Here is a 23,164-nt window from a genome sequence, read left to right as displayed (position 1 = left end):
CTTCAATTATCGGGTTCGGGTCCTTAAATCCGATCCATCCCCATTGTGCAAATCCCGGGACCAAATCCCGGGCCGCGGTCAGCTGCCGCAAAGCTCTGGACAGGCCGGAAATGGGCCCTAAAAGGCCTTTTCGCCCCCGTTCTATCTACCTATTAAGGGTCCCATGAACGCGCCCAAGAACGATGCCAAGAACGAGCCCCAAATCACCCCCGAACTCGTCGCCGCCCACGGGCTGAAGCCGGACGAGTACGAGCGCATCCTGAAGCTGATCGGGCGGGTTCCGACCTTCACCGAGCTCGGCATCTTCTCGGCGATGTGGAACGAGCACTGCTCGTACAAGTCGTCGCGCATCCATCTGCGCGGGCTGCCGACCAAGGCCCCCTGGGTGATCCAGGGTCCCGGCGAGAATGCCGGCGTGATCGACATCGGCGACGGGCAGGCCGTGGTCTTCAAGATGGAGAGCCACAATCACCCAAGCTACATCGAGCCCTACCAGGGCGCGACCACCGGCGTCGGCGGCATCCTGCGCGACGTCTTCACCATGGGCGCGCGCCCGATCGCCTGCCTGAACGCGCTGAGCTTCGGTGCGCCCGAGCATCCCAAGACCCGGCATCTGGTGTCCGGCGTGGTCGCGGGCGTCGGCGGCTACGGCAATTCCTTCGGTGTGCCGACGGTCGGCGGCCAGGTGCGTTTCCACACCCGCTACGACGGCAACATCCTGGTCAACGCGATGGCGGTCGGCCTCGCCGACGCCGACAAGATCTTCTACGCGGCGGCCTCCGGCGTGAACATGCCGATCGTCTATCTCGGCTCCAAGACCGGCCGCGACGGCATCCACGGCGCCTCGATGGCCTCGGCCGAATTCGACGACGCCTCCGAGGAGAAGCGCCCGACCGTGCAGGTCGGCGATCCCTTCGCCGAGAAGCTCTTGCTGGAAGCCTGCCTCGAGATCATGGAAAAGGGTTGCGTGATCGCGATCCAGGACATGGGCGCGGCTGGCCTGACCTGCTCGGCGGTCGAGATGGGCGCCAAGGGCGATCTCGGCGTCGAGCTCGACCTCAGCGCGGTGCCGACCCGCGAGACCGGGATGAGCGCCTACGAGATGATGCTCTCGGAGAGCCAGGAGCGCATGCTCATGGTGCTCAAGCCCGAGAAGGAAAAAGAGGCCGAGGCGATCTTCCGCAAATGGGGGCTCGATTTCGCCATCGTCGGCTACACCACGCCGACCAAGCGTTTCGTCGTCAAGCATGGCGGCGACGTGATGGCCGATCTGCCGATCAAGGAGCTCGGTGACGAGGCGCCGGTCTACGACCGTCCGCACGTCGCCTCGAATGCGCTGCCGGTGATCCGCGGGCAGGACGTCAAGCCGCCGCTCGGTATCGCGGATGCGCTGGAAAAGCTGATCGGCACGCCCGAATTGTGCTCGAAGCGCTGGGTGTGGGAGCAGTACGACCACGTCATCCTCGGCAATACCATGCAGCGTCCCGGCGGCGATGCGTCGGTGGTTCGCGTCGAGGACGGACCGAAGGGCCTTGCGCTCACCGTCGACGTCACGCCGCGCTATTGCGAGGCCGATCCGTTCGAGGGCGGCAAGCAGGCGGTCGCGGAAGCCTGGCGCAACATCACCGCGGTCGGCGGCCGGCCGCTCGCGATCACCGACAATCTCAACTTCGGCAATCCCGAGCGCCCCGAGATCATGGGCCAGTTCGTCGGCTGCCTGAAGGGCATTTCGGAGGCCTGCCGCACGTTGGATTTCCCGGTCGTGTCCGGCAACGTCTCGCTCTACAACGAGACCAACGGTCGCGGCATCCTGCCGACGCCCTCGATCGGCGGCGTCGGCCTGCTCGACGACTTCACCAAGTCCGCGACCCTGGCGTTCAAGGCGGCCGGCGAGGCGATCCTCCTGGTTGGCGACACGCAGGGCTGGCTCGGCCAGTCGGTCTATCTGCGCGACGTCTGCGGCCGCGAGGAGGGCGCTCCGCCTCCGGTCGATCTCGCTGCCGAGAAGCGCAATGGCGACGTGGTGCGCGGCATGATCCATGCCGGCACCGCGACCGCGGTGCACGACGTCTCCGACGGCGGTCTTTTGATCGCGCTCGCCGAGATGGCGATCGCCAGCGGCATCGGCGCGCAGCTCCTGGCCGCGCCGTCCTCGATCGTGCCGCATGCCTATTGGTACGGCGAGGATCAGGCCCGCTACATCGTCACCGTGCCGGCCGCCGACGCAGGCCTCGTGCTGGCCAAGATGAAGGGCGCCGGCGTGCCCTGCGCGCGCATCGGCACCACCGGCGGCGACGCGATTGCGGTGGCTGGGGAGTCGCCGGTTGCGGTCGAAAGCCTGTCGCGCGCCTTCGAGTACTGGCTGCCGAACTACATGCACGGCACTGCCGCCTGATCCGGCTGGATCAGGCGCCGCGAGCAACGATTCAATGGCGCGATGAACCCATCATCGCGCCATTTCTATTCCGAACGTGATCCCTTCGGATCATGCCTTATGTCGCGCCGCGGACCGCGCGCCAGGCAAAGATGATGATGCAGGCGCCGATGAAGCCGGCGACGAGATAGCTGAGCCAGCCTCCGCCGAGCGATACGCCGAGCAGACCCAACAGCCAGTTCGCCAGCGCGGCGCCGACAATGCCGAGGATGATATTCATGAAGATGCCGGTTCCGGATTTCATGAACATCTCGGCGAGCCAGCCCGCCAGTCCGCCGACGATGATGGCGGCGATCCATCCAACTTGAGGGTCGTTCATCTCAGGACTCCCTAGGGTCAAGCAGTCCGGCCAGCATACCTGAGAATCACCTGGCGGGATGTGACCAAAGGCAGGTTGTGCGCAACTTGTCGGCCACGAAAAATGCCGTCAGCCCCGCCGCTTGCGCCGTGCCCGGCGTTCGGCTGCGGTGATCAGGATGCGCGGGCCCGGCCCCTGGGCGCCGAGCTTGTCGTCGCAATTGCGCAGCGGGCAATCGGTCACCGACAGGCAGCCGCAGCCGATGCAGTTGAACAGCTTGTCGCGGAGGTCGGTGAGATCGTTGATGCGCTGCTCCAGCGTCTCGGTCCAGGCCCGCATCGCGCGCTCCCATTCGCGCACGGTCGGCGCGCGATCGAGCGGTATCGCGGCGAAGGTCTGCCTGATCTCCTCCAGCGGGATCCCGGCGCGCTGCGCGATCCTGATCACCGCGATCCGCCGCAGCACGCCGCGCATGTAGCGGCGCTGGTTGCCGCCGGTGCGCCGGCTCGCGATCAGTCCCTTGCTCTCGTAGAAGTGAAGGGTGGAGACGGCAAGTCCGCTGCGCCGCGCCACCTCGCCGACTGAAAGCTCCTGCGCAAGCGTCATTGCCCAAGCAATCCCGGATCAGAAGTCCTGCATTGGAAGTCTTGCATTAGAAGTCGTGCATTAGAAGACTTGCAAGCTGCCAGCCTTGACCTCAACCATACTTGAGGTTCTATATCAATTGCGGGCTTGCAGGGGCAAGCTTCCGGCCGACACGCCGGGGTTCGTTCTTGGAAGCAATATGCCGTCCGCATCATTTTCGTCGCGCCGCTGGCTCGGGCTTCGTGCCAGGCCGTTCGGCATTACCGTTCTGTTGCTCGCCTGTGCCGCGGCCGGCTTGTTTGCCTGGCGCGCAGGCGGATCCAGCGCCTCGGCCAAGCCCACCGCCGAAGCCCCGCCGACGCCGGTCGCGGCGATGGTGGTGCGGACCGAAACCCTGCCGCGGTCGATCGAGGCGATCGGCTCGCTGCAGGCGGTGCGGCAGGTGATTCTGGCGCCGGAGGTTGCCGGCCGCGTCACCGCGATCAATTTCGATGCCGGCATCGATGTCGCCGAGGGCGCGCCGCTGGTGCAGCTCTATGACGCGCCGCTGCGCGCCGCGCGTGCGGTTGCGGTCTCCAAGGGACGCTTCGCGCAATTGCAGGAGAAGCGTGCGCAGGGCCTCGCGCCGTCCGGCTTCGTGACCCAGGAGACGCTGCAGCAGCGGCAGGAAGATCTGAAGCAGGCCGACGCCTCGCTCGACCAGCTCGATGCGCAGATCGCGCAGATGACGATCCGCGCGCCGTTCGCGGGCCAGATCGGTCTGCGCAAGGTCAATCTCGGCCAATACGTCAATGCCGGCGATGCGCTCGCGACGCTGACCGCGCTCGACCAGCTCTATGCCAATTTCACCGTTCCGCAGCAGCGCCTGTCAAATCTGAAGGTGGGAAGCGCGGTGACGATCCGTACCGATGCTTTCCCCGATCGGGTGTTCGAGGCCAAGATCAACGCCATCGAGCCGCAGGTCGCCGAGGACACCCGCAATGTCCTCGTGCAAGCCCTGTTTCCTAATCCCGACCGGCTGCTGCGGCCGGGCCTCTTCGTGATGGTGAACGTCGTGCTGCCGCCGCAGGCCGACGCCATCGTGGTGCCGGTCACGGCGATCCAGACCAGCGCATCCGGCGAGAGCGTGCTGGTCGTGCGCGACAACAAGGCGGTCGGCGTCGCTGTCAAGACCGGGCAACGGATCGGCGAGCGTGTCGTGGTGGAGCAGGGGCTTGCGCCCGGCGATCACATCGTCACCGCGGGCCAGCTCCGCGTCATGCCCGGCGCGGCCGTCCAGACGACCATGGCGGAGACGCCGGAGAAGGGACGCTGACCCGCGAGCGGTAGGCGACCAAAGGCAAGCATCATGCATTTCACCGACATCTTCATCCGCCGGCCGATTCTGGCGACGGTCGTCAGCCTGCTGATCCTGTTGATCGGCACCGCAGCGATGGTCTCGCTGCCGGTGCGGCAATATCCCAACATGGAGAGCGCGACGATCCAGGTCGACGTCTCGTTCCCCGGTGCGACCCAGGACGTGATGCAGGGCTTCGTCACGTCTGTCATCGCGCAGTCGATCGCGACCGCCAACGGCATCGAGTACATGACCTCGAACTCGACGCTTGGCCTCAGCCAGATCAAGGCCAAGCTGGTGCTCAACGCCAATGCCGACCGCGCCATGACCGAAGTGCTCGCCAAGGTGCAGCAGGTCAAGTACCGCATGCCGGCCGGCGTGTTCGACCCTGTCATCACCAAGATCACCGACGGCGCGTCGGCAGTGCAGTACATCGCCTTCACCAGCGACACGCTGACGCCGGCGCAGATCACCGACTTCGCGACCCGCGTGGCGCAGCCGCTGCTCACCTCGGTGCCCGGCGTGGCGTCGGCCGACACCTCGGGCGGATCGTCGCTGGCGATGCGGGTGTGGATCGATCCGTTCAAGCTCGCGGCACGCGTGCTGACCGCGGCCGATATCTCCGCCGCGCTGCGGTCCAACAACGTGCAGGCGGCGCCGGGGCGGCTGCGCGGCGAGATGACCGTCACCAACATCTCCGCGGCGACCGATCTGCGCAATCTCGACGATTTCCGCAAGATGGTGATCAAGACCGGCGCCGGCGGCGGCGGCCTGGTGCGGCTCGGCGACGTCGCCACCCTCGAGATCGGCGGCGAGAACTACGATTCCAACGCACGCGACAGCGGCAGGCCCACCGTCTACATCGCGGTGCAGCCGACCCCCGACGGCAACCCGCTGGAGATTGTCGCCGCCACCGCCAAGGTGATCGAGGACCTCAACCGCGTGGCACCGCCCGGATTGAAGGTCGCCGACGTCTTCAACATCGTGCACTTCGTCAAGGCCTCGATATCGGAGGTACAGCATTCGCTGGCCGAGGCGATCGCGATCGTGGTGGTGGTGATCCTGCTGTTCCTGGGCTCGTTCCGCTCGGTGCTGATCCCTGTCGTCACCGTGCCGCTGTCGCTGGTCGGCACCGCCGCGATGATGCTGGCGCTCGGCTTCTCGATCAATCTGCTGACCCTGCTCGCGATGGTGCTGGCGATCGGGCTCGTGGTCGACGACGCCATCGTGGTGGTGGAGAACATCCATCGTCACATCGAGGAAGGGCGGAGCCCCGGCGACGCCGCCTTGATTGGCGCGCGCGAGATCATCGGTCCCGTGATCGCGATGACGATCACGCTCGCCGCGGTCTATGCGCCGATCGGCCTGATGGGTGGCCTGACCGGCAGCCTGTTCCGCGAATTCGCCTTCACACTGGCGGGCTCGGTGGTGGTCTCGGGCGTCATCGCCCTGACCTTGTCGCCGATGATGAGCGCGCAGCTGCTCGGCGAAGCCACCTCGCACGGCCGATTTGCCCGTTTTGTCGAGCATCAGTTCTCAAGGCTGTCGCGTGGCTATGGCCGGCTGCTGGCCGCGACGCTCAAGATGCGCGCAGCAGTGCTGCTGGTGGCATTCGGGGTGCTGGCGGCGATCGTGGTGCTGTTCCTCGGCAGCCAGCGCGAGCTCGCGCCCTCCGAGGACCAGGGCTATGTGTTCACCGTGCTCCGCGCGCCGCAATATGCCAGCGTCGATTACACCACGCGCTCCTCCGACCAGATCGAGCAGCTGTTTCGCTCGTTTCCCGAATACCACGCGAGCTGGTTCATCAACGGTACCGACGGGCAGAACCATGCCTTCGGCGGCATCACCCTGACCGATTGGGACAAGCGCAAGCGCTCGGCCAACGACATCCAGAACCAGCTCTACGGCATGTCCTATGGCGTGCTCGGCGCCAGCGTGACGCCGTTCCAGCCGGCGGCGCTGCCGGCGGCGACCGGCGGCCTGCCGTTCCAGATGGTGGTGCGCTCGGCCGGCGATTTCGCCACCATCTATCAGGAGGTCGAGACGCTGAAGGGGGCCGCATGGAAGAGCGGGCTGTTCGCCTTCGTCGACAGCGATCTCGCCTTCGACAGCCCGACCGCGCGGATCACCATCGATCACGCCAAGGCGGCCGAGGCCGGGGTCAGTATGCAGACCATCGCCGACACCCTCGCGGTGCTGGTCGGCGAGAACTATGTCAACCGCTTCAATTTCTTTGAACGCTCCTACGAGGTGATCCCGCAGGTGCGCCAGGCCGACCGGGTCACGCCGGAAGGGCTCGGAAACTTCAACGTCCGTTCGAGCTCGGGGCAGATGTTTCCGCTGTCGACGGTGATCAAGGTCAACGTCAAGCCGGAGCCGAACCGGCTGCCGCAGTTCAATCAGATGAACGCCGCGACGATCTCGGCGGTGCTGAGGCCCGGCGTCACCATGGGGCAGGCGGTGTCGTTCATGCAGGCGCAGAAGCTGTCGCCGGGGATGACCGTCGACTGGCTGTCGGACAGCCGGCAATATGTCCAGGAGGGCAACCGTCTCATCGTCACCTTCGGCATGGCGCTGATCGTGATTTTCCTGGTGCTGGCGGCGCAGTTCGAAAGTTTTCGCGATCCGTTGGTGATCATGGTCACGGTGCCGCTCGCGGTCTGCGGCGCACTGCTGCCGCTGTATTTCGGCTTCACCACGCTGAACATCTACACCCAGATCGGCCTCGTCACCCTGATCGGGCTGATCTCCAAGCACGGCATCCTGATGGTGAGCTTTGCCAACGAGATCCAGCACCACGAAGGGCTCGACCGGGTCGCCGCGATCCAGAAGGCGGCCGCGGTGCGGATGCGGCCGGTGCTGATGACGACAGCCGCGATGGTCGCGGGCCTTGCCCCGCTGCTCTATGCCGACGGCGCCGGCGCCGCGAGCCGCTTCGCCATCGGCATCGTCGTGGTGATGGGCATGCTGATCGGCACGCTGTTCACGCTGTTCGTGCTGCCGACCTTCTACATCCTGATCGCCCGCGACCATCGCGCGGCGGCCGCCCCGCGGTTGGAAAGCGTGGCGGCGAGGGGCGAGATCGCTGCGTAGGCGTAGGGTGGGTAGAGCGCAGCGAAACCCACCATCTCGATGCACGGCACGAAAGTGATGGGTTTCGCTGCGCTCTACCCATCCTACGGCTTCATCGAACTAAAGCACGTATCTCGAGCCGGGAATCTTACGCAACACGGCCGTGACCGCCCAGCTCAGCGCCACAGTGGCGAAGAACGCGATCGCGGCCTTGGCGAAGGCCGGCAGATCCATATCAAACAGCCAGTATTGCAGCCACAGTACGATCGGATAGTGCACCAGGAACATGCCGTAGGCGTCGCCCTGCATCCGGTCGAGCAGCGTCGGGCCCGACGATTTCGATTGCAGGAAGTAGGCCAGGATCGCGAACAGGATCGAGGCGCTGAACAGCACATAGAAGGTACCGTAGATCCCGAGATACCAGCCCGGCAGCGGATCGGGGTTACCGATGATCATGCGCTTGATGTAGATCATCACCCACATCAAACAGTAGGGGATCAGCGTGATGCCGGTCCAGAACCAGCGGCGCTCGGTCAGCCGTCCGTGCGCGCTGAGCACGCCACCCTCGAGGTTCGCCGCCCCGATTCCCGCTCCGATGAAGAAATAGGAGGCGTACAGCAGCACGCGACTCGCCTGCACCGAAAACGGTCCGAACTCGAACCAGTAGTTCTGGCCGTAATGGACCAGCATCGGCAGGTAGGCGGCGACACTGACGATGACGAGGAACAGCCAGAACTTCGAGGGACGTTGAAATCCCTTGATCGACAGGCGGTTGATCGGATCGAGCAGACGCGGCGACACCCGGTACAGCAGGCTCGCCGTGAGGTCGAAAGCCATCAGGACGTAGACGAACCAGATCGGTCCGCTTGGCCACGGCCCGACCGTCATGGTTTTCCACCAGAATTCGGAGAAGCTCAGCCCCGGCGTCGCGCGCAGCGCGATCGCGTAATAGGCGATCGGAATGACCGTGACAGCGCAGATCACGAACGGCAGGCCGAGCCGCAGCAGCCGGTCGCGCAGGAAGATCAGCCATGGCTTGTTGCCGAGCCCCGGCCAGACGAACAGCCCCGACAGGAAAAAGAACATCGCCATGAAGAAGCTGTCGGTGGCGAGCACCACGCAGTCGAAGCCGATCCACGATGTCGGGTCGGTGTGCCCGAAATAGGTGTAGGGGATCACCGCGTGGTGCAGCAGCACGACCAGGGTCAGGAAGGTGCGTGCGCGGTCCAGCGCGACATTGCGCTTGTGGAGCTTCGGTGCTGCCTGGATGTCGACGGCCGGAGCCGCGTGAGCAATCGATTTCATGGTGCCACCAGCCGGGTCTGCACCCTGATGTTGCAGTCGGGAACCTGATTCAGCAAGGCCCAATCGGCCGGACGGGGGAGTATCGAGGTCGGTCATCTCGGCGAAGCTGTTTCGTCTTTGGAACTGCGGTCGGGTGCGGGCGTTCTCGTCCGACCTGGCGGACACGCGCGGTTATGAGGAGCGGGTAATGACAATTCTGAAATGGGCGCTGATCTTCCTTGTCGTGTCGATCATCGCGGGTTTGCTTGGCTTCACCGGCATTTCCGCCGCCTCCGCCGACATCGCGCGCTTTCTGTTCTATGTGTTCGTCGTGATCTTCCTGGTGCTCCTGATCCTCGGGCTCACGATATTCAGGGTATAGCTGGGATCGGGGCCAAGCGCTCCCGACGTCATGCCCGGGCCTCGCCCGGGCATTGCCGTTTTGCAGGCTGAGTCAGCGCGCGACCAAAGGCCGGGCGAGGCCCGGCGCTTGCGGCAGGCGACCCTAGGCGACTTCCTCGATCTTCACCTTGTCCGGATAGAAGGCGAGGTGGCCGGCGATCTCGGTCATCGCCGGGAAGGGCTCCTCATAGGTCCAGATCGCGTTGTCCAGCGTCTTGCCGTTGGCCTTGATGCTGAAGTAGTTCGCGTCCCCCTTGTACGGGCAATGCGTGGTCCGCTCGGTGCGGGTCAACAGCTCCATGTTGGCGTCCTGCCGGGGGACGTATTGCACGGCCGGATAGCTCGCTTCCTTCAAGGTCAGCGCATGGGTGGTCTCGGCGATCACGACGCCGTCGGCGATGACGCGGACGCGCTTGGCGTTGGGCGTGATCGTAATGGGATGATCGGGGCCGGGGAGCTTCATGATTCTGCGCCTCTTCTGGTCATTTCGGTGTGATGGCTTGTGACCGATTGATGCAGGTTTAAATCGCTGGGAATGGGAATATAGTGTGCCCGGGATGACCTAGAAGACCCCAAGGGCTAGGTTTTATCCTTAGGTTTATCTGGCCGATCTGGCCCTGATTCGAACGACCTGACGGAGGTGGACTGGGATGCCGATGGACGCCCGTGATATCGAATCGATGATCAAGGCAGCGATTCCCGATGCCGAGGTGACGATCCGCGATCTGGCCGGCGACGGCGACCACTACGCCGCCACTGTTATTTCCGAGTCCTTCCGCGGCAAGTCCCGCGTCCAGCAGCACCAGATCGTCTACCAGTCGCTGAAGGGCCAGATGGGCGGCGTGCTGCACGCGCTGGCCCTGCAGACCGGCGTGCCGGAAGGCTAGGCCCGGCAAAGCTGCGGGCGGGGGCCTCAAGCATGGTGGACAATCCACGCGGTGCGATGTTTCGCGTCATCGTGCCGAACCAGCACAGCCGCGTCACCAATGCCGAGCTGTTCTTCGACCTCGTCTTCGTCTTCGCCGTCACGCAGCTGTCGCATACGCTGCTGCACCACTTCACCCCGCTTGGGGCGGTGCAGGTCACGCTGCTGTTCCTCGCGGTGTGGTGGGTGTGGGTCTACACCACCTGGGTCACCAACTGGCTCAATCCCGAGCTGACGCCGGTCCGCCTGCTGCTGTTCGTGCTGATGCTGGGTGGGCTGTTGCTGTCGACCTCCATACCGACCGCCTTCGAGGGCCGCGGGCTGTGGTTTGCCGGGACCTATGCGGCAATGCAGGTCGGCCGCACCACGTTCTGGCTGCTGGCGACGCCGCGGCGCCGGACGGCGGTGCGCCACAACGCCATCCGCATCCTGACCTGGCTGTCCTGCTCGGCCGTGCTGTGGATTCTCGGCGGATTCGCCGAACATGAGACGCGGATGTGGCTCTGGATTGCGGCGCTGACCATCGAATATATCGCGCCGGCCGCGCGATTCTGGACCCCTGGGCTCGGCTTTTCCTCGATCGAGGCGTGGTCGGTCGAGGGTGGCCACATGGCCGAGCGCTGCGCCGGCTTCATCATCATTGCGCTCGGCGAGGCCATCGTGGTCGATGGCGCGACCTTTGCCGAGCTGACCTGGACGCCGGAGAATGTCACCGCGTTCATCTCGGCGCTGGTCGGCAGCATCGCGATGTGGTGGATCTATTTCCACAAGGGCGCCGAAGCCGGCTCGGATATGATCTCCAAGTCAGAGGAATCCGGGCGCGTGGCGCGGATCGCCTATACCTATCTGCACATGCCGATCGTCGGCGGCATCATCCTCACCGCGGTGGCCGACGAACTGGTGCTGAAGCACCCGTCCGGTCATTCCGATCTGAACACGATCGTCAGCTCGGTCGGCGGGCCCATGCTGTTCCTGATCGGGACCATCCTGTTCAAATATGTGATCCGCAACTTTCTCCAGCTGTCGCACGGCGTTGGCATCGTCGCGCTGGCGATCACGGCCTATTTCGTCCGCGAGATGTCGCCGCTGGTGCTCTCGATCGTCACCACCGCGATCATGATCGTGGTCGCCGCGTGGGAGTCGATCTCGCTGCGATCGACGGGGGAAGAGGAATAGCGGCCGCCGTTACTTGCGGCCGGCCTTTGCTACCAGGTGCTGCCAATAGACGAACAGCGGTGCGCCGATCACTTCGAGCGCGGTGAAGCCCACGAAGGGCAGCGGCGGCAGGCCGACCATCAGCATCGACAGCAGTCTGCCGATGCCGCCGAGGAAGATGCCGCCCCAGACCACCCGAAACAGCACGCTCTCGCTTTCGATCCGCGGTACCAGCCAGAGCAGCGCGAGGCCGAGACCGAGCCAGACCCCGCCGAAGAAGCGCAGATTGCTGTCGAGCACCGGCAGCGCCGGGACGCCCGCGGAGGCGTAGAGCGGATCACTGACGCCCAGCATGGTGATGATGCCGGTCAGGATCGGGACCAGGGCGAGCAACGCCGTCGCGATCTGCAGCGGACGCCTGCCCATGATTTGCCCCGTCTCTTGGTTTGGGCGCTAGTCCGCGACCAGTGCGTGCACCGAGAACATCGTGTTGGCGTCGGTCCAGCTTTCGCGCACCGTCCAGCCCGCGCTGCGGGCGAGCGCGGTGAAGCGCTCGAGCGAGTATTTGTAGCTGTTCTCGGTGTGGATGCTCTCGCCCGGACGGAACGCAAAGGTGTTGCCGAGGATGCGCACGGTCTGCGCCTTGCGACTGATCAGGTGCATCTCGATGCGATGGCGATCGCGGTTGTAGATCGAGCGGTGCGTGAAGCCCGACAGATCGAAATTGCCGCCGAGCTCGCGGTTGATGCGAACCAGCACATTGAGGTTGAACCGCGCGGTGACACCGGCTGCGTCGTTATAGGCGTCGTACAGCACGCGCTCGTCCTTCTCGAGGTCGACGCCGATGATCATCTGCGCGCCGTGGCCGAGGATTTTTCGCGCGCTTCGCAGGAAGGCCAAGGCCTCGCTCGGCTCGAAATTGCCGAGCGTCGAGCCGGGGAAGAAGCCGACCTTCGGCATCGTGGCGACGGCCTCGGGCAGCGTGAACGGCGTGGTGAAATCGGCAGCGACCGGGTAGATGCCGAGGCGAGGGAAATCCTTCCGCAGCCCGTCGGCCTGGGCTTTCAGGAAATCGCCTGAGATATCGACCGGCACATAGGCTGCGAATTCGCAATGCTCGAGCAGCAGGCGCACCTTGGTGGTCGCGCCAGCGCCGAACTCGACCAGCGCCGCGCCGTCAGGGATGATCGCGGCGATCTCGTCGCCGCGGTCGCGCAGGATGCCAAGCTCGGTGCGCGTTGGATAATATTCCGGCAGCACCGTGATCTGCTCGAACAGCTCGGAGCCGGTGGCGTCGTAGAAATATTTCGGCGACAGCCGTTTCGGGTGACGGGCGAGATCGCCAATCACGTCGCCGGCAAACACCGATGTCGCTGCGTCGAACGGATACGCTTTGGCCAAAGCGGCGGCATGCACATTCATGATACTCTCCCGAACGCGCTTACCGACGCGTTATTGATGTCGACAGGACTCAATCAGGCATAGTCTGCGAGGCGTAACCCCGTGAATTGCCAGCGATGGTGTGGATAGAAGAAGTTGCGATAGGTGACGCGGCTGTGACCTGAAGGCGTCGCCAGCGACGAGCCGCGCAGCACGAGCTGGTTGACCATGAACTTGCCGTTGTACTCACCGAGCGCGCCTTCGATCGCGCGGTAGCCCGGATAGGGCGAATAGGAGCTACGGGTCCATTGCCAGACGATGCCGTAGGCGTCGTTGAGCAGGCCGGCGCGCGCGGCGACCTCCCATTCCATCTCGGTCGGCAGGTGCCTGCCGGCCCATCGGGCGAAGGCGTCGGCCTCGTAGTAGCTGACGTGGCAAACCGGCGCGGACGGATCGATCGGCTGCAGGCCGCCGAGCGTCATGATCCTCCATTCGCCGTCGATCTCGCGCCAATGGCCGGGTGCCTGCCAGCCCTCGTTGCTCACGGTGCCGAAGCCATCCATCAGCCACAGCGTGGCGGTGGAATAGCCGCCGTCCTTCATGAAGGCGAGCCAGTCGGCATTGGTGACGAGGTTCTTCGCGAGCTTGACCGGGCCGACCAAGGCGCGATGCGCGGGCTTCTCATTGTCGAAATGGAAGCTGTCGTCGCCATGGCCGACGGTGTGGATGCCTTCGTTGAGCGTCACCCATTCCTCAGGCCCGTGCTGCGACGCCGGGAAGCGCCATGTCGGATCGTAGGCCGGCGGGATCGGGTTCTGCGCGAAGGCATGCAGGATGTCGGTGTACATCAGCTCCTGATGCTGCTGCTCGTGATTGAGCCCGACCTCGACCAGCGGCACCAGCGCCTCGAGCGTGTCGGCTCCGGCAGTGTGGAAGAATTTCACCACCTCGCCGTCGACATGGCGGCGGTAGGCGGTGACTTCGTCGGCGGTCGGGCGGGTCAAATGGCCGCGCTGGTGGCGGGCGTGCCGCGGACCGGCGCTGACGTAATAAGAATTGAACAGATAAGCGTAGTCGGGATGGAATGGCGTGTAGCCCTTGACGTGCTCGCCGAGCAGGAACTGCTCGAAGAACCAGGTGGTATGGGCGCGGTGCCATTTGGCTGGGCTCGCGTCCGGCATCGACTGGATCAGCTGGTCTTCGGGCGACAGCGGCGCGGCCCGCCGTTCGGTCTCGTCGCGGACGGCGCGATAGGCGTCCACCAAGCGCTGGGCGAGCGGGCCGGATTCGGAGGATAGTGACGGGGGGACGGCGGGAAGGGCGGCCGCGGCAGAGGCTGGTTTCGTCACAGGGGTCTCCGATTCAATGGAGAGAACGTTGCTTCGGCAAACTGGTTCCCAACGGACAGTTCGTCCTAGATAGGGGCTCCGTTACGGGAAAAAAGCCTCCCCCCGCGATGATATTGGGGCCGTCAGATAATCCCGGCCCATTTTGGGCGCCCGCAGCGCCCGGTGCATGCCAGATTTCCGCCATTTTGCTTTGGATGCACAATGGTTTGAGCTACATATATAGTCAGTCACGGGTTAGAAGGGTGGGCCGGCCCGTCAAGGCCTGAGAGCGCCGCCCCCGAAGGAAGCGAAAATGAGCATCGAGCAATTCATCGACAACGAAGTGAAGTCGAACGACGTCGTGCTGTTCATGAAGGGCACGCCGCAATTCCCGCAGTGCGGGTTTTCCGGTCAGGTCGTGCAGATCCTCGACCACATCGGCGTCGGCTACAAAGGCCTCAACGTTCTCGAATCCGCCGAGCTGCGCAACGGCATCAAGGTCTATTCGAACTGGCCGACGATTCCGCAGCTCTATGTGAAGGGCGAGTTCGTCGGCGGTTGCGACATCATCCGCGAGATGTTCCAGGCCGGCGAATTGCAGCAGCTGTTTGCCGACAAGGGCATCCCGGTCGACGTGGCTGCCTGACCTTGACGGCGCGCCAGATCGGCAAGGCGCGGCTCGAAGTCATCGTTACCGACATCACGACCTTGCGCGTTGACGCCATCGTCAACGCGGCCAATTCATCGCTGCTCGGCGGCGGCGGTGTTGACGGTGCGATCCATCGTGCCGCGGGCCCCGAGCTGCTCGCCGAGTGCCGCACCCTGCACGGCTGCAAGACCGGCGATGCCAAGATCACCAAAGGCTATCGGCTCCCGGCCAAGCACGTGATCCACGCCGTCGGCCCGATCTGGCACGGCGGCATCCAAAACGAGGATGCGCTGCTCGCATCCTGCTATCGCCGCGGCATCGAGCTGTGCCACGCCAATCAGCTGGGCTCCATCGCATTTCCCGCCATCTCGACCGGCGTCTATCACTTCCCGCCGGATCGCGCCGCCGACATCGCGGTCAAGGCCGTCGTCGATGCCCTGGCCGCCGCACCCGGCCTCGCGCAGGTGATCTTTTGCTGCTTTTCTGCCCAAAGCGGCGAGCTTCATCAGAAGGTCCTGGGGGCCTTTGGCAGCCCTTGTGCCTGATGATACCGCCGCTACACTTCTCCGTGATTTCCGGGGAGGGATAATCCAAATGCATTCATTTCGTTTGACGTGCGCGGCCGCGGCCGCCGCGGTGGTGCTGGCGGCGCCGGCGTACCCGCACACCGAGGGCACCTACGAGATTCCGGCGGGTGCGCATTTCAACCGCGACAAGCTCGCCAAGATCAGCGAGTTCTTCAAGAACGAGGTCGCGACCGGGAAGATTCCCGGCGCCATCGTCTTGATCCAGCAGCACGGCAAGCCGGTCTATCACGAGGCCTTCGGCGTGCAGGATGTGGTCAGCAAGGTGCCGATCACGGACAAGACCATCTTCCGGTTGGCTTCGATGTCCAAGTCGATCACCGCCGTCGTCTCAATGCAGCTGCTGCAGGAGGGCAAATACAAGCTCGACGATCCGGTCTCGAAGTACATCCCGTCCTTTGCCAACGTGAAGGTCGGCGTCGAGAAGAAGGCCGAGGACGGCACCAAGACGCTGGAGCTGGTGCCGCCAAAGCGGCCGCTCACGATCCTCGATCTGATGACGCATACGTCGGGTATCACTTACGGCTTCTATGGCGACAGCCTGGTCCGCAAAGCCTACAAGGAAGCCAATATCTACGGCGGAGATTTCGATCTCGCCGAATTCGCCGAGCGGATCGCCAAGCTGCCGTTGCACAACCAGCCCGGCGCGCTCTGGCAATACGGCCATTCCACCGACATTCTGGCGCGCGTGATGGAGGTGGCCACCGGCGAGAAGCTCTCGGCGATCGAGCACGAAAGGCTACTCGATCCGCTCGGCATGAAGGACACCGGCTTCTTCGTCACCGATCCCGAGAAGCAGAAGCTGATGGCCGAGCCGATGCCGAACGACAGCGACTTCCGGGTCGGCCGCGTCAACGATCCGACCAAGGTCAAGAAATGGGAGTCCGCCAGCGGCGGCATGGTCTCGACCATGGCGGATTATTCGCGCTTCGCGCAGATGCTGCTCAATGGCGGCACCCTCGACGGCAAGACCATCCTGAAGCCCGAGACGTTCAAGGAGCTGACGACCGACCGCGTCGGACCGGGCTCCGGCGTCGAGCGCGACTTTTTCTACTTCCCCGGCGACGGCTTCGGCTTCGGGCTTGGGATCGCGGTGCGCACCGATCCCGGCACTGCGAAGCCACCACCGCCCGGCGATCTCGGCGAGCTGAAATGGGACGGCGCCAGCGGCTGCTATTATGTCATCGACCGCAAGCAGGATTTCTTCTTCGTTCTGCTGGAGCAGACGCCGACCGAGCGTCAGCGCATCCAGCGGACGCTGAAGCAGCTCGTCTATGAAGCCATGGAAAACTAGAGCGTTTTCGAGCGAAGTGGATACCGGTTCGCGTGAACAAACGCGTTGAAAAGAAGGGAATGACGGCATGATCCGATTCAGGCGGATCGGCTCATGCGCTTGCATGCGTGGGGGCCGCGCGTTCGTCGCGGCACTCGCGTTCGCGTTGGTCGCAACGGTTGCGAAGGCCGGCTCCGCGGGGCCGGCCGCGCACAGCTTCTCGGCGGAGGGCCTCGCCAGGGTCTCCGACTATGTCAGGAACGAGGTCGCGACCGGAAAGATCCCGGGCGCGATCCTGCTGCTGCAGCAGCATGGCAAGCCGGTCTACTACGAGAAGTTCGGGGTTCGCGACGTCGCCACCGAGCTCTCGATGAGCGCGGATACCATCTTCCGCCTCTATTCGATGTCGAAGCCGATCACCACGGTCATCGCGATGATGCTGGTCGAGGAAGGCAAGCTCGCCCTCGGCGATCCGGTGTCGAAATATATCCCGTCCTTTGCCGACATGAAGGTCGGGGTGGAAAAGCGCGGCGATGAGGGCAAGATGGCGATGACGCTGGAGCCGCTGAGGCGCCCCATCACCATCGAAGACCTGATGCGCCACACCGCCGGCCTGCCTTACGGCTATTACGGCGGTGGTATCGTGAACAAGACCTACGCCGATGCCGGCCTGTTCAACAACGATCCCGACAATGCCGAATTCGTGGCGCGGCTCACGTCGCTACCGCTCGCCGAACAACCCGGCACGCAATGGGACTACGGCCATTCCACCGATGTGCTCGGCCGCATCATCGAGGTGATCACGGGCAAATCGCTGTTTCAGGTCGAGCAGGAGCGGCTGCTCGGCCCGCTCGGGATGAACGAGACCGCGTTCTACGTCGCCGACCGGGCGAAATGGCCGCTGATCGCCGAGCCGATGCCGAAGGATCGCACCATCAGTCCGGTCGCCGACGTCCGCAATCCGCGCAAGCGGCTGCGATGGGAATCCGGCGGCGGCGGCATGGTCGGCACCATCGGCGACTATGCGCGCTTCTCGCAGATGCTGCTGAACGGCGGCAGCTATGAGGGCAGGCGCTATCTGAAGCCGGAGACCGTCGCGCTGATGGCGAGGGACCATATCGGTCCGGAGACCGGCGTCGTGCGCGACCAGAACTACTATCCCGGTCCGAATTCGGGCTTCGGCCTCGGCTTCGCGGTCCGCACCTCGGTGCCGCCGAACACAGACTGGCCGCTGGGCGAGTATCGCTGGGACGGCGTCGGCGGCACCTTCTTCTTCATTGATCCCGCGGACGACCTGTTCGGGATCTTCATGGTGCAGACGCCGTCGCAGCGCGGCCGGATCCAGCAGGAGCTGAAGACGCTGATCTACCAGGCGATGGGGCGGTAGAATTCAGCTTCGAAGCCCGGATGAAGCGAAGCGCAATCTGGGCTACGGGAGTTACGCCGCGCGCACGATGTCCCTGACGTGTCCGACCGCTTCCTCGATCATCGCCGCGGTGACATCGAGATGCGTGCAGGCCCTGATCCGGCCGTCCATCATCGCCAGCGTCACGCCGCGCTTGCGCAGCTCGGCGACCATCTTGTCGCCTGAGACGCCGGCGCCGTCGGGCTTGAAGAAGACGAGGTTGGTCTCCGGCGCCTGCACCGCGATGCCGTTGATCTGCGACAGGCCGCGCGCCAGCGCCCGCGCATTGGCATGGTCGTCGGCGAGGCGGTCGACATGGTGATCGAGCGCATGGATGCAGGCGGCGGCGCAGACGCCGGACTGCCGCATCGAGCCGCCGAGCCGCTGCTTCCAGCGCCAGACATCGTCGATGAAGGCGCGGGTTCCGGCGATCACGCCGCCGATCGGCGCGCCGAGGCCCTTGGAGAAATCGATCCAGGCGGAATCCCAGCCCGCCGTCATGTCGCGCGGCGTGATGCCGGACGCCACAGTCGCATTGAGCAGCCGCGCGCCGTCCATGTGGGTGACAAGGCCGTGGGCCTTGGCGATACGCACGACCTCGTCGAGCGCCGCCTTCTTCCAGATCGTGCCGCCACCGATATTGGCGGTCTGCTCGACGCTGACGAGCATCTGCGGCGGCTGGTAGCGGGTGCGCGGATGCAGCGCGGCCTGGAAGGTCTCAGGCGTGAACTGGCCGTCATCGCCCGGCAGCTGCGTGATCTGGAAACCGCCGAGCGCGGCATGGGCGCCGCCCTCGCGCGCAATGATATGCGCGGTCGCATGCGCCAAAATCTCGTCGCCGGGGCGGCAATAGGCCAGCGTCGCCGCGACGTTGCACATGGTGCCCGACGGCATGAAGACGGCAGCCTCCTTGCCGAGCAGATCGGCGACGCGGGCGCAGAGCTCATTGGTGGTCGGATCGTCGCCGACCTGCTCGTCGCCGACCTCCGCCTTCGCCATCGCCTCGCGCATCGCCGGCGTCGGCCTGGTCTGCGTATCGGACAGAAGGTTGATGCGGACGGGCGGGGCCTTGGGATCGGGCCGGGCAGGGGTGTAGTGCATGGGCTTTCCTCATCGCTCCGCTGGCGTGCGGAATCGCCGCTAGCGTATAGGCCTCCGGGCAGCGTGACGAAACCGCATAATTATGATCTCGGTGGGCGTCACGCGATAGTCGATCAGGTAGGGATAAGGTGTCGCCGAAAGCCGGCGGACGCCTGAGCGGCTTGTCGGGCGCCCTGCACGCGGCTGCTCTTGCAGCAGCGTGACAAGTGCCAAGATGCGGTCCCGCACGTCGACCGCCCCCTGGGGCGATCGTGTCTCGATATAGGAGAGTGCCTGATCAATCTGAACAAGAGCGCGTCGCGTGTAACGGACGTTCACAGCCCGTGCTTTGCCCACATCGCACGGACTTCCTCGGCCGTTGCCAGCTCGCCGCGTGCAATCTCGGAGTCGGCTTCAGCCAGATCGGCGTCTTCTTCCGGCGCGAGCTGAAGCGGTGGTTGGTCGACGCCGGCAAGCTGCAGCATGATGCGCGCGAGCTCGTCCTGCTCTGTGTCAGGCAAGTTTGAAACTGTCTCGAAGGCCTGTTCCAGTAACCGGGTCATCGGCAAGAAACCTCAACGGGCAGTCATCTGCCAAGTCCCGAATATCATAGTCGTCTTGTGGGCAAACAAAAAGGCCCCGGCAAAACCGGGGCCTTTCGGATATCGCAATGCTGCAGTGATCAGCGCGAATAGAATTCGACGATCAGATGCGGCTCCATCTGCACCGGGAATGGCACGTCCGAGAGGCCGGGGGTGCGCGCGAACGTCGCGGTCATCTTGGAGTGATCGACCTCGATGAAGTCGGGCACGTCACGCTCAGGGAGCTGGGCCGCTTCCAGCACCGGCGTCAGCTGCTTGGAGGAGTCCTTGACCTCGATGAGGTCGCCGACCTTCAGCTTGTAGCTGCCGATGTTGACCTTGCGGCCGTTCACCTTGATGTGGCCGTGGTTGATGAACTGGCGCGCGGCGAACATCGTGGAGACGAACTTGGCGCGGTAGACCACGGTGTCGAGACGGCGCTCCAGGAGGCCGATCAGGTTCTCGCCGGTGTCGCCCTTCAGGCGGCTGGCTTCGACATAGATGCCGTGGAACTGGCGCTCGGAAATGTTGGCGTAGTAGCCCTTGAGCTTCTGCTTGGCGCGCAGCTGCACGCCGAAGTCGGAGAGCTTGCCCTTGCGGCGCTGGCCGTGCTGGCCGGGGCCGTATTCGCGGCGGTTCACGGGGCTCTTCGGGCGGCCCCAGATATTCTGGCCCATGCGGCGATCGATCTTGTACTTCGCCTCACTGCGCTTTGTCATCGCGTCCTCTTTGTACAGCCGTCGCACCCAGCGCCCGGCGTTTTGTCAGTCTAGGGTTTGAGGAGACGCGCCCTCCTGTGTACCGGCCAAAAGGCCTGTACCGACAGGTCCGCCTCGAAAGCTCGGGGAGGACCACGGGTCGCGAAACGCATCGCGGGCCGAAAACCGGCCCGCGAGCAAGGTGGTCTTAAGGAGAAAGTCCGGTTCTGTCAAACAAAACGCAGGGCATTTTGGGCCGAATTGGCGTCAAAATTCGCCGATTTTGCCCCTCAGAGGCGGCTTCCGGCCGCCCGGACCAGCCGGGCATCGGCTTGCGGCCGGCCCGCGCCCAGTTCCGCGGCGATTTCGCCGCCCAGCACCTGCTCGAGGCGGATCAAGGTCTGCGCGATCAGGGCGGCGTCGCAGACCAGATGGTCCCAGCGCAGCACCACGTCGACAGTGTGGTCCGGCCTGATCACGCCGTAGCTCAACAGGAATGGCCCTGGGCTCAGCGCGTGCAACTCGCCGGGGCCATAGGCCGCGACCGAGGTCACGCCAAAACTGCCGCAGAAATTGGCGCGCTGCCGGCCAAAATTCATCCCGATCGTCCACGCCAGGCGGCGCAGCGGAAGCGGCAGGCGCGTCACGCAGAGCATTTTGCGGAACGAGGGGATTTCGTGCAGCGGCGCGGTCTTGGCGCGGCGGATCAGCGCGTCGACCTCGGCGAGCGGCATCTCGTCGGCGGCACAGATGCGCTCGAACAGCACGCAATCCTCGCCCTTCTCAACGCGGGCAATCGCCACCATGCCGACGCTGCGCGGCAACTCGTAGAGGCAAGGCCACGGCCATTTGACGTGCAGCGTGCGCAGGGTCGGCTCGGTCATGGCGACCAGCGCGAATGCCTTGTCGAAGATGGCGGCCCAGCCCGGTGCCCGCGCCGCACGTGCACGAGCCTCGACGATTGCCCGCACGTTCAGGGTGCGCTTCAGGGAGACCAGCGGCACGCCGGCCGATGCATGCATCAGATCGGCGACGAGACGGCGCGGCAATGAAATCTGACGAAATTTACCGCGCATCCGTTCGGTTCAGTTCCTTAGCAAACAGGCAAAAAATCAAAGGCCCGGCGAGCTCAAATGGTTGCTCGCCGCACCTGAAGCTCCAGATGAACCAACTGGTCGGAGACCAAAGGGTTCTGCTCACGGCGCGGGTTTTGCCAACGGCTCGCCGGCCTTGACCACATAGACGCCGAGCACCTTGAGCGGCTTGTCGCCGGACGTCTTGGCGTCGTGCACCGCGCCTTCCGGGATCTGGTAGGAACCGCCCGCCTTCAGCTTCAGCGGCGGTTTGCCGTCGATCAGAAGCTCGAGCTCGCCTTCGAGCACATAGCCGGTTTCAGCGCCGGGATGGGTGTGACGCCCCGACGCACCCCCGGCCGGAACCTCGGCGATCGCGGTGATCGTGTTGTAGCCTGTCGGAAAATCGACCTTCTGCAGCGGCGTCCGCTTGATGCCGCTCTGCTGCGCCAAAGCAGCGCCGGCACCGGCAAGGGCAATCACAGTGAGACCAAGCAATAATTTCCGAACATGCATTTTCCTCCCAACCCGCAAAACTCTAGCAGCGCGGAATCGCGGCGGAAAGCGGGCGATATGTGATGTGCACTTGCGACGTTGGGATTAGTCCGTTCATCGAACAGCGCGGGTTTGTGCCGCTTATTCATGAGCTACTCAGGCGAACGAGCTGTCTCGGCGACATGCATCGTTCACGCCGTCGCAGGCGCGATGCCGGAAGTTGCGCCACGGTTCCTTCACGACGTGACTGGAACCTGCTCGCCGGCGGCTGTGAACAAGCGGAGCGCCGCGCGGCCGCGTTTGACGCCTACCGCTTGATCCCCGCGAACGCGGCCGCGATGCCGCGCTGGAACAGCGACCAGTCGAAGCCGAGTGCGAGCGCGAGGTAGCCGCGGTCGATCATCGCATTGGCCTGTTCGGCGGTGCGCGCGACGCCGCCGATCGGCACGCCGCTCTTCATGATGCCTTGCTCGGCGCGCTGCATCAGCGCGACCACTTCAGGATCGTCGGGCAGACCGCGCTTGTTGATCGAGGTGGCGAGATCGCCGGGGCCAATCACTGCGAGGTCGATGCCCGGTGTCGCCATGATCTCGTCGATGCGGTTGACGGCATCGACGTGCTCGATCGTGATCATGCAGATCATGTCGTCGTCAGCGGTCGCCATGTAGTCGTTCATCGAGACGCCCCAGCGGAACGGCGCATGGAACGGTCCCCAGAGCCGGTCGCCTTGCGGCGGATAGCGCACGCTGCGCACCGCCTTCACCGCATCGCTTGCGTTGCAGATCATCGGAAAATTGATGCCGAGCGCGCCGATGTCCATCGGTGCCTTGGCGAGATGCGGCTCGTTGGCGGCGATCCGCACCATCGGCACGCAGGGCGTGCCCGAGGTCGCCACGATCATCGCATGGGCGGTGCCGAGATCGATCGGCCCGTGCTCGAGATCGACGATGATCCAGTCCAGCGACTGCGCCATGATCTGCACGGTCTGGATGCTCGGAATGGTCGCGATCGCGCCGAAGGTTGGGCGCTTGTCGCGCCACGCCTCGCGCAGGCGATTGAGCGGTGTCAGCGGGGCTGCGGTCAAATTTTGGTCCTCCCTCGAAGGAGAGCAGAGGCTAGCAGCGCGT

The 23,164-nt window shown here is 64.6% G+C and carries 24 protein-coding genes; 10 read left to right on the top strand and 14 right to left on the bottom strand.

Translation table 11 applies throughout. The features are described from left to right. The first annotated feature begins 163 nt into the window (after nt 1-163). Nucleotides 164-2,395, top strand: a complete 2,232-nt coding sequence (gene purL, locus ACZBJS_RS26175) for a phosphoribosylformylglycinamidine synthase subunit PurL (protein WP_316397542.1) — start codon at nt 164-166, stop codon at nt 2,393-2,395. Between the two features lie 97 nt (nt 2,396-2,492). On the opposite strand, the gene ACZBJS_RS26170 is transcribed toward purL, so the two are convergent. Next, complete coding sequence (locus ACZBJS_RS26170) at nt 2,493-2,753, bottom strand: GlsB/YeaQ/YmgE family stress response membrane protein (protein WP_016843463.1); 261 nt, start codon at nt 2,751-2,753, stop codon at nt 2,493-2,495. Nucleotides 2,754-2,861: 108 nt separating this feature from the next. Next, the gene (soxR, locus tag ACZBJS_RS26165) at nt 2,862-3,338 is read right to left on the bottom strand and encodes a redox-sensitive transcriptional activator SoxR (RefSeq protein ID WP_057018397.1); all 477 of its coding nucleotides are present in this window, start codon (nt 3,336-3,338) and stop codon (nt 2,862-2,864) included. 178 nt (nt 3,339-3,516) lie between these two features. Here soxR and ACZBJS_RS26160 point away from each other — a divergent pair, with 178 nt between their 5' ends. Together ACZBJS_RS26160 and ACZBJS_RS26155 are read left to right on the top strand one after the other, a co-directional pair. After that, nucleotides 3,517-4,632, top strand: a complete 1,116-nt coding sequence (locus ACZBJS_RS26160; protein WP_316397541.1) for an efflux RND transporter periplasmic adaptor subunit — start codon at nt 3,517-3,519, stop codon at nt 4,630-4,632. 33 nt (nt 4,633-4,665) lie between these two features. Beyond that, complete coding sequence (locus ACZBJS_RS26155; RefSeq protein ID WP_316397540.1) at nt 4,666-7,746, top strand: efflux RND transporter permease subunit; 3,081 nt, start codon at nt 4,666-4,668, stop codon at nt 7,744-7,746. Nucleotides 7,747-7,845: 99 nt separating this feature from the next. On the opposite strand, the gene ACZBJS_RS26150 is transcribed toward ACZBJS_RS26155, so the two are convergent. Further along, nucleotides 7,846-9,030, bottom strand: coding sequence for an acyltransferase family protein (locus ACZBJS_RS26150; protein ID WP_057018399.1), 1,185 nt, complete (start codon nt 9,028-9,030; stop codon nt 7,846-7,848). Nucleotides 9,031-9,217: 187 nt separating this feature from the next. Between ACZBJS_RS26150 and ACZBJS_RS26145 the strand changes: the two genes are divergently transcribed. Continuing rightward, nucleotides 9,218-9,391: a DUF1328 domain-containing protein gene (locus ACZBJS_RS26145; protein WP_024582607.1), complete on the top strand. Its 174-nt coding sequence runs from the start codon at nt 9,218-9,220 to the stop codon at nt 9,389-9,391. A 123-nt stretch (nt 9,392-9,514) separates the two neighbouring features. Here the strand turns inward: ACZBJS_RS26145 and ACZBJS_RS26140 are convergent, their stop codons facing one another. Beyond that, nucleotides 9,515-9,874: a DUF427 domain-containing protein gene (locus ACZBJS_RS26140; RefSeq protein ID WP_057018401.1), complete on the bottom strand. Its 360-nt coding sequence runs from the start codon at nt 9,872-9,874 to the stop codon at nt 9,515-9,517. A 187-nt stretch (nt 9,875-10,061) separates the two neighbouring features. On the opposite strand from ACZBJS_RS26140, the gene ACZBJS_RS26135 reads away from it, so the two are divergent. Together ACZBJS_RS26135 and ACZBJS_RS26130 are read left to right on the top strand one after the other, a co-directional pair. Then, nucleotides 10,062-10,298 (top strand): BolA family protein, encoded by a 237-nt coding sequence (locus ACZBJS_RS26135; protein WP_016843470.1) that lies wholly within the window; start codon nt 10,062-10,064, stop codon nt 10,296-10,298. A gap of 32 nt (nt 10,299-10,330) precedes the next feature. Next, nucleotides 10,331-11,512, top strand: a complete 1,182-nt coding sequence (locus tag ACZBJS_RS26130) for a low temperature requirement protein A (RefSeq protein ID WP_316397539.1) — start codon at nt 10,331-10,333, stop codon at nt 11,510-11,512. A 9-nt stretch (nt 11,513-11,521) separates the two neighbouring features. Here ACZBJS_RS26130 and ACZBJS_RS26125 read toward each other — a convergent pair whose 3' ends face one another. The 3 genes from ACZBJS_RS26125 to egtB are packed head-to-tail and all read right to left on the bottom strand — an operon-like array spanning nt 11,522 to nt 14,220. Further along, nucleotides 11,522-11,917, bottom strand: coding sequence for a DUF4345 domain-containing protein (locus tag ACZBJS_RS26125; protein ID WP_076828465.1), 396 nt, complete (start codon nt 11,915-11,917; stop codon nt 11,522-11,524). 27 nt (nt 11,918-11,944) lie between these two features. Then, nucleotides 11,945-12,913 carry an L-histidine N(alpha)-methyltransferase gene (egtD, locus tag ACZBJS_RS26120; protein ID WP_316397538.1) on the bottom strand — a complete coding sequence of 323 codons (969 nt, stop codon included), beginning with the start codon at nt 12,911-12,913 and terminating at the stop codon, nt 11,945-11,947. Nucleotides 12,914-12,966: 53 nt separating this feature from the next. Further along, entirely contained in the window at nt 12,967-14,220 is a 1,254-nt protein-coding gene (gene egtB / locus ACZBJS_RS26115) for an ergothioneine biosynthesis protein EgtB (RefSeq protein WP_463439458.1), read from the bottom strand. A 292-nt stretch (nt 14,221-14,512) separates the two neighbouring features. Between egtB and grxD the strand changes: the two genes are divergently transcribed. The 4 genes from grxD (at nt 14,513) to ACZBJS_RS26095 (ending at nt 18,092) form a co-directional block, all read left to right on the top strand. Beyond that, nucleotides 14,513-14,845 (top strand): Grx4 family monothiol glutaredoxin, encoded by a 333-nt coding sequence (gene grxD, locus ACZBJS_RS26110; protein ID WP_016843475.1) that lies wholly within the window; start codon nt 14,513-14,515, stop codon nt 14,843-14,845. Further along, nucleotides 14,842-15,393: an O-acetyl-ADP-ribose deacetylase gene (locus ACZBJS_RS26105; RefSeq protein WP_057018462.1), complete on the top strand. Its 552-nt coding sequence runs from the start codon at nt 14,842-14,844 to the stop codon at nt 15,391-15,393. The genes grxD and ACZBJS_RS26105 overlap by 4 nt, the downstream gene beginning before the upstream one ends. A 49-nt stretch (nt 15,394-15,442) precedes the next feature. Further along, nucleotides 15,443-16,726 (top strand): serine hydrolase domain-containing protein, encoded by a 1,284-nt coding sequence (locus tag ACZBJS_RS26100; RefSeq protein WP_057018406.1) that lies wholly within the window; start codon nt 15,443-15,445, stop codon nt 16,724-16,726. A gap of 103 nt (nt 16,727-16,829) precedes the next feature. Next, entirely contained in the window at nt 16,830-18,092 is a 1,263-nt protein-coding gene (locus ACZBJS_RS26095) for a serine hydrolase domain-containing protein (protein ID WP_316397573.1), read from the top strand. A gap of 51 nt (nt 18,093-18,143) precedes the next feature. On the opposite strand, the gene ACZBJS_RS26090 is transcribed toward ACZBJS_RS26095, so the two are convergent. The 7 genes from ACZBJS_RS26090 to ACZBJS_RS26060 all read right to left on the bottom strand — a co-directional run bounded on the left by ACZBJS_RS26090 (nt 18,144) and on the right by ACZBJS_RS26060 (nt 23,121). After that, a complete protein-coding gene (locus ACZBJS_RS26090; RefSeq protein ID WP_316397536.1) occupies nt 18,144-19,211 on the bottom strand; it encodes a threonine aldolase family protein in 1,068 nt (355 codons plus the stop codon). 39 nt (nt 19,212-19,250) lie between these two features. Next, nucleotides 19,251-19,529: a type II toxin-antitoxin system RelE/ParE family toxin gene (locus ACZBJS_RS26085; RefSeq protein WP_310881200.1), complete on the bottom strand. Its 279-nt coding sequence runs from the start codon at nt 19,527-19,529 to the stop codon at nt 19,251-19,253. Continuing rightward, a complete protein-coding gene (locus tag ACZBJS_RS26080; protein ID WP_076828477.1) occupies nt 19,526-19,753 on the bottom strand; it encodes a hypothetical protein in 228 nt (75 codons plus the stop codon). The genes ACZBJS_RS26085 and ACZBJS_RS26080 overlap by 4 nt, the downstream gene beginning before the upstream one ends. A gap of 119 nt (nt 19,754-19,872) precedes the next feature. Next, nucleotides 19,873-20,490 (bottom strand): 30S ribosomal protein S4, encoded by a 618-nt coding sequence (gene rpsD / locus ACZBJS_RS26075; RefSeq protein WP_076828559.1) that lies wholly within the window; start codon nt 20,488-20,490, stop codon nt 19,873-19,875. A gap of 269 nt (nt 20,491-20,759) precedes the next feature. After that, nucleotides 20,760-21,545: an acyltransferase gene (locus tag ACZBJS_RS26070; RefSeq protein WP_316397535.1), complete on the bottom strand. Its 786-nt coding sequence runs from the start codon at nt 21,543-21,545 to the stop codon at nt 20,760-20,762. 120 nt (nt 21,546-21,665) lie between these two features. Next, nucleotides 21,666-22,058, bottom strand: coding sequence for a cupin domain-containing protein (locus tag ACZBJS_RS26065; RefSeq protein ID WP_410469767.1), 393 nt, complete (start codon nt 22,056-22,058; stop codon nt 21,666-21,668). 286 nt (nt 22,059-22,344) lie between these two features. Then, complete coding sequence (locus ACZBJS_RS26060) at nt 22,345-23,121, bottom strand: HpcH/HpaI aldolase family protein (RefSeq protein ID WP_057018410.1); 777 nt, start codon at nt 23,119-23,121, stop codon at nt 22,345-22,347. Nucleotides 23,122-23,164 lie beyond the last annotated feature (43 nt).

The sequence above is a fragment of the Bradyrhizobium sp. KZN70725 genome, assembly GCF_055264925.1.
Note: the sequence above shows the minus strand (reverse complement) of the source record. Positions and strands in the feature narration are given on the sequence as shown.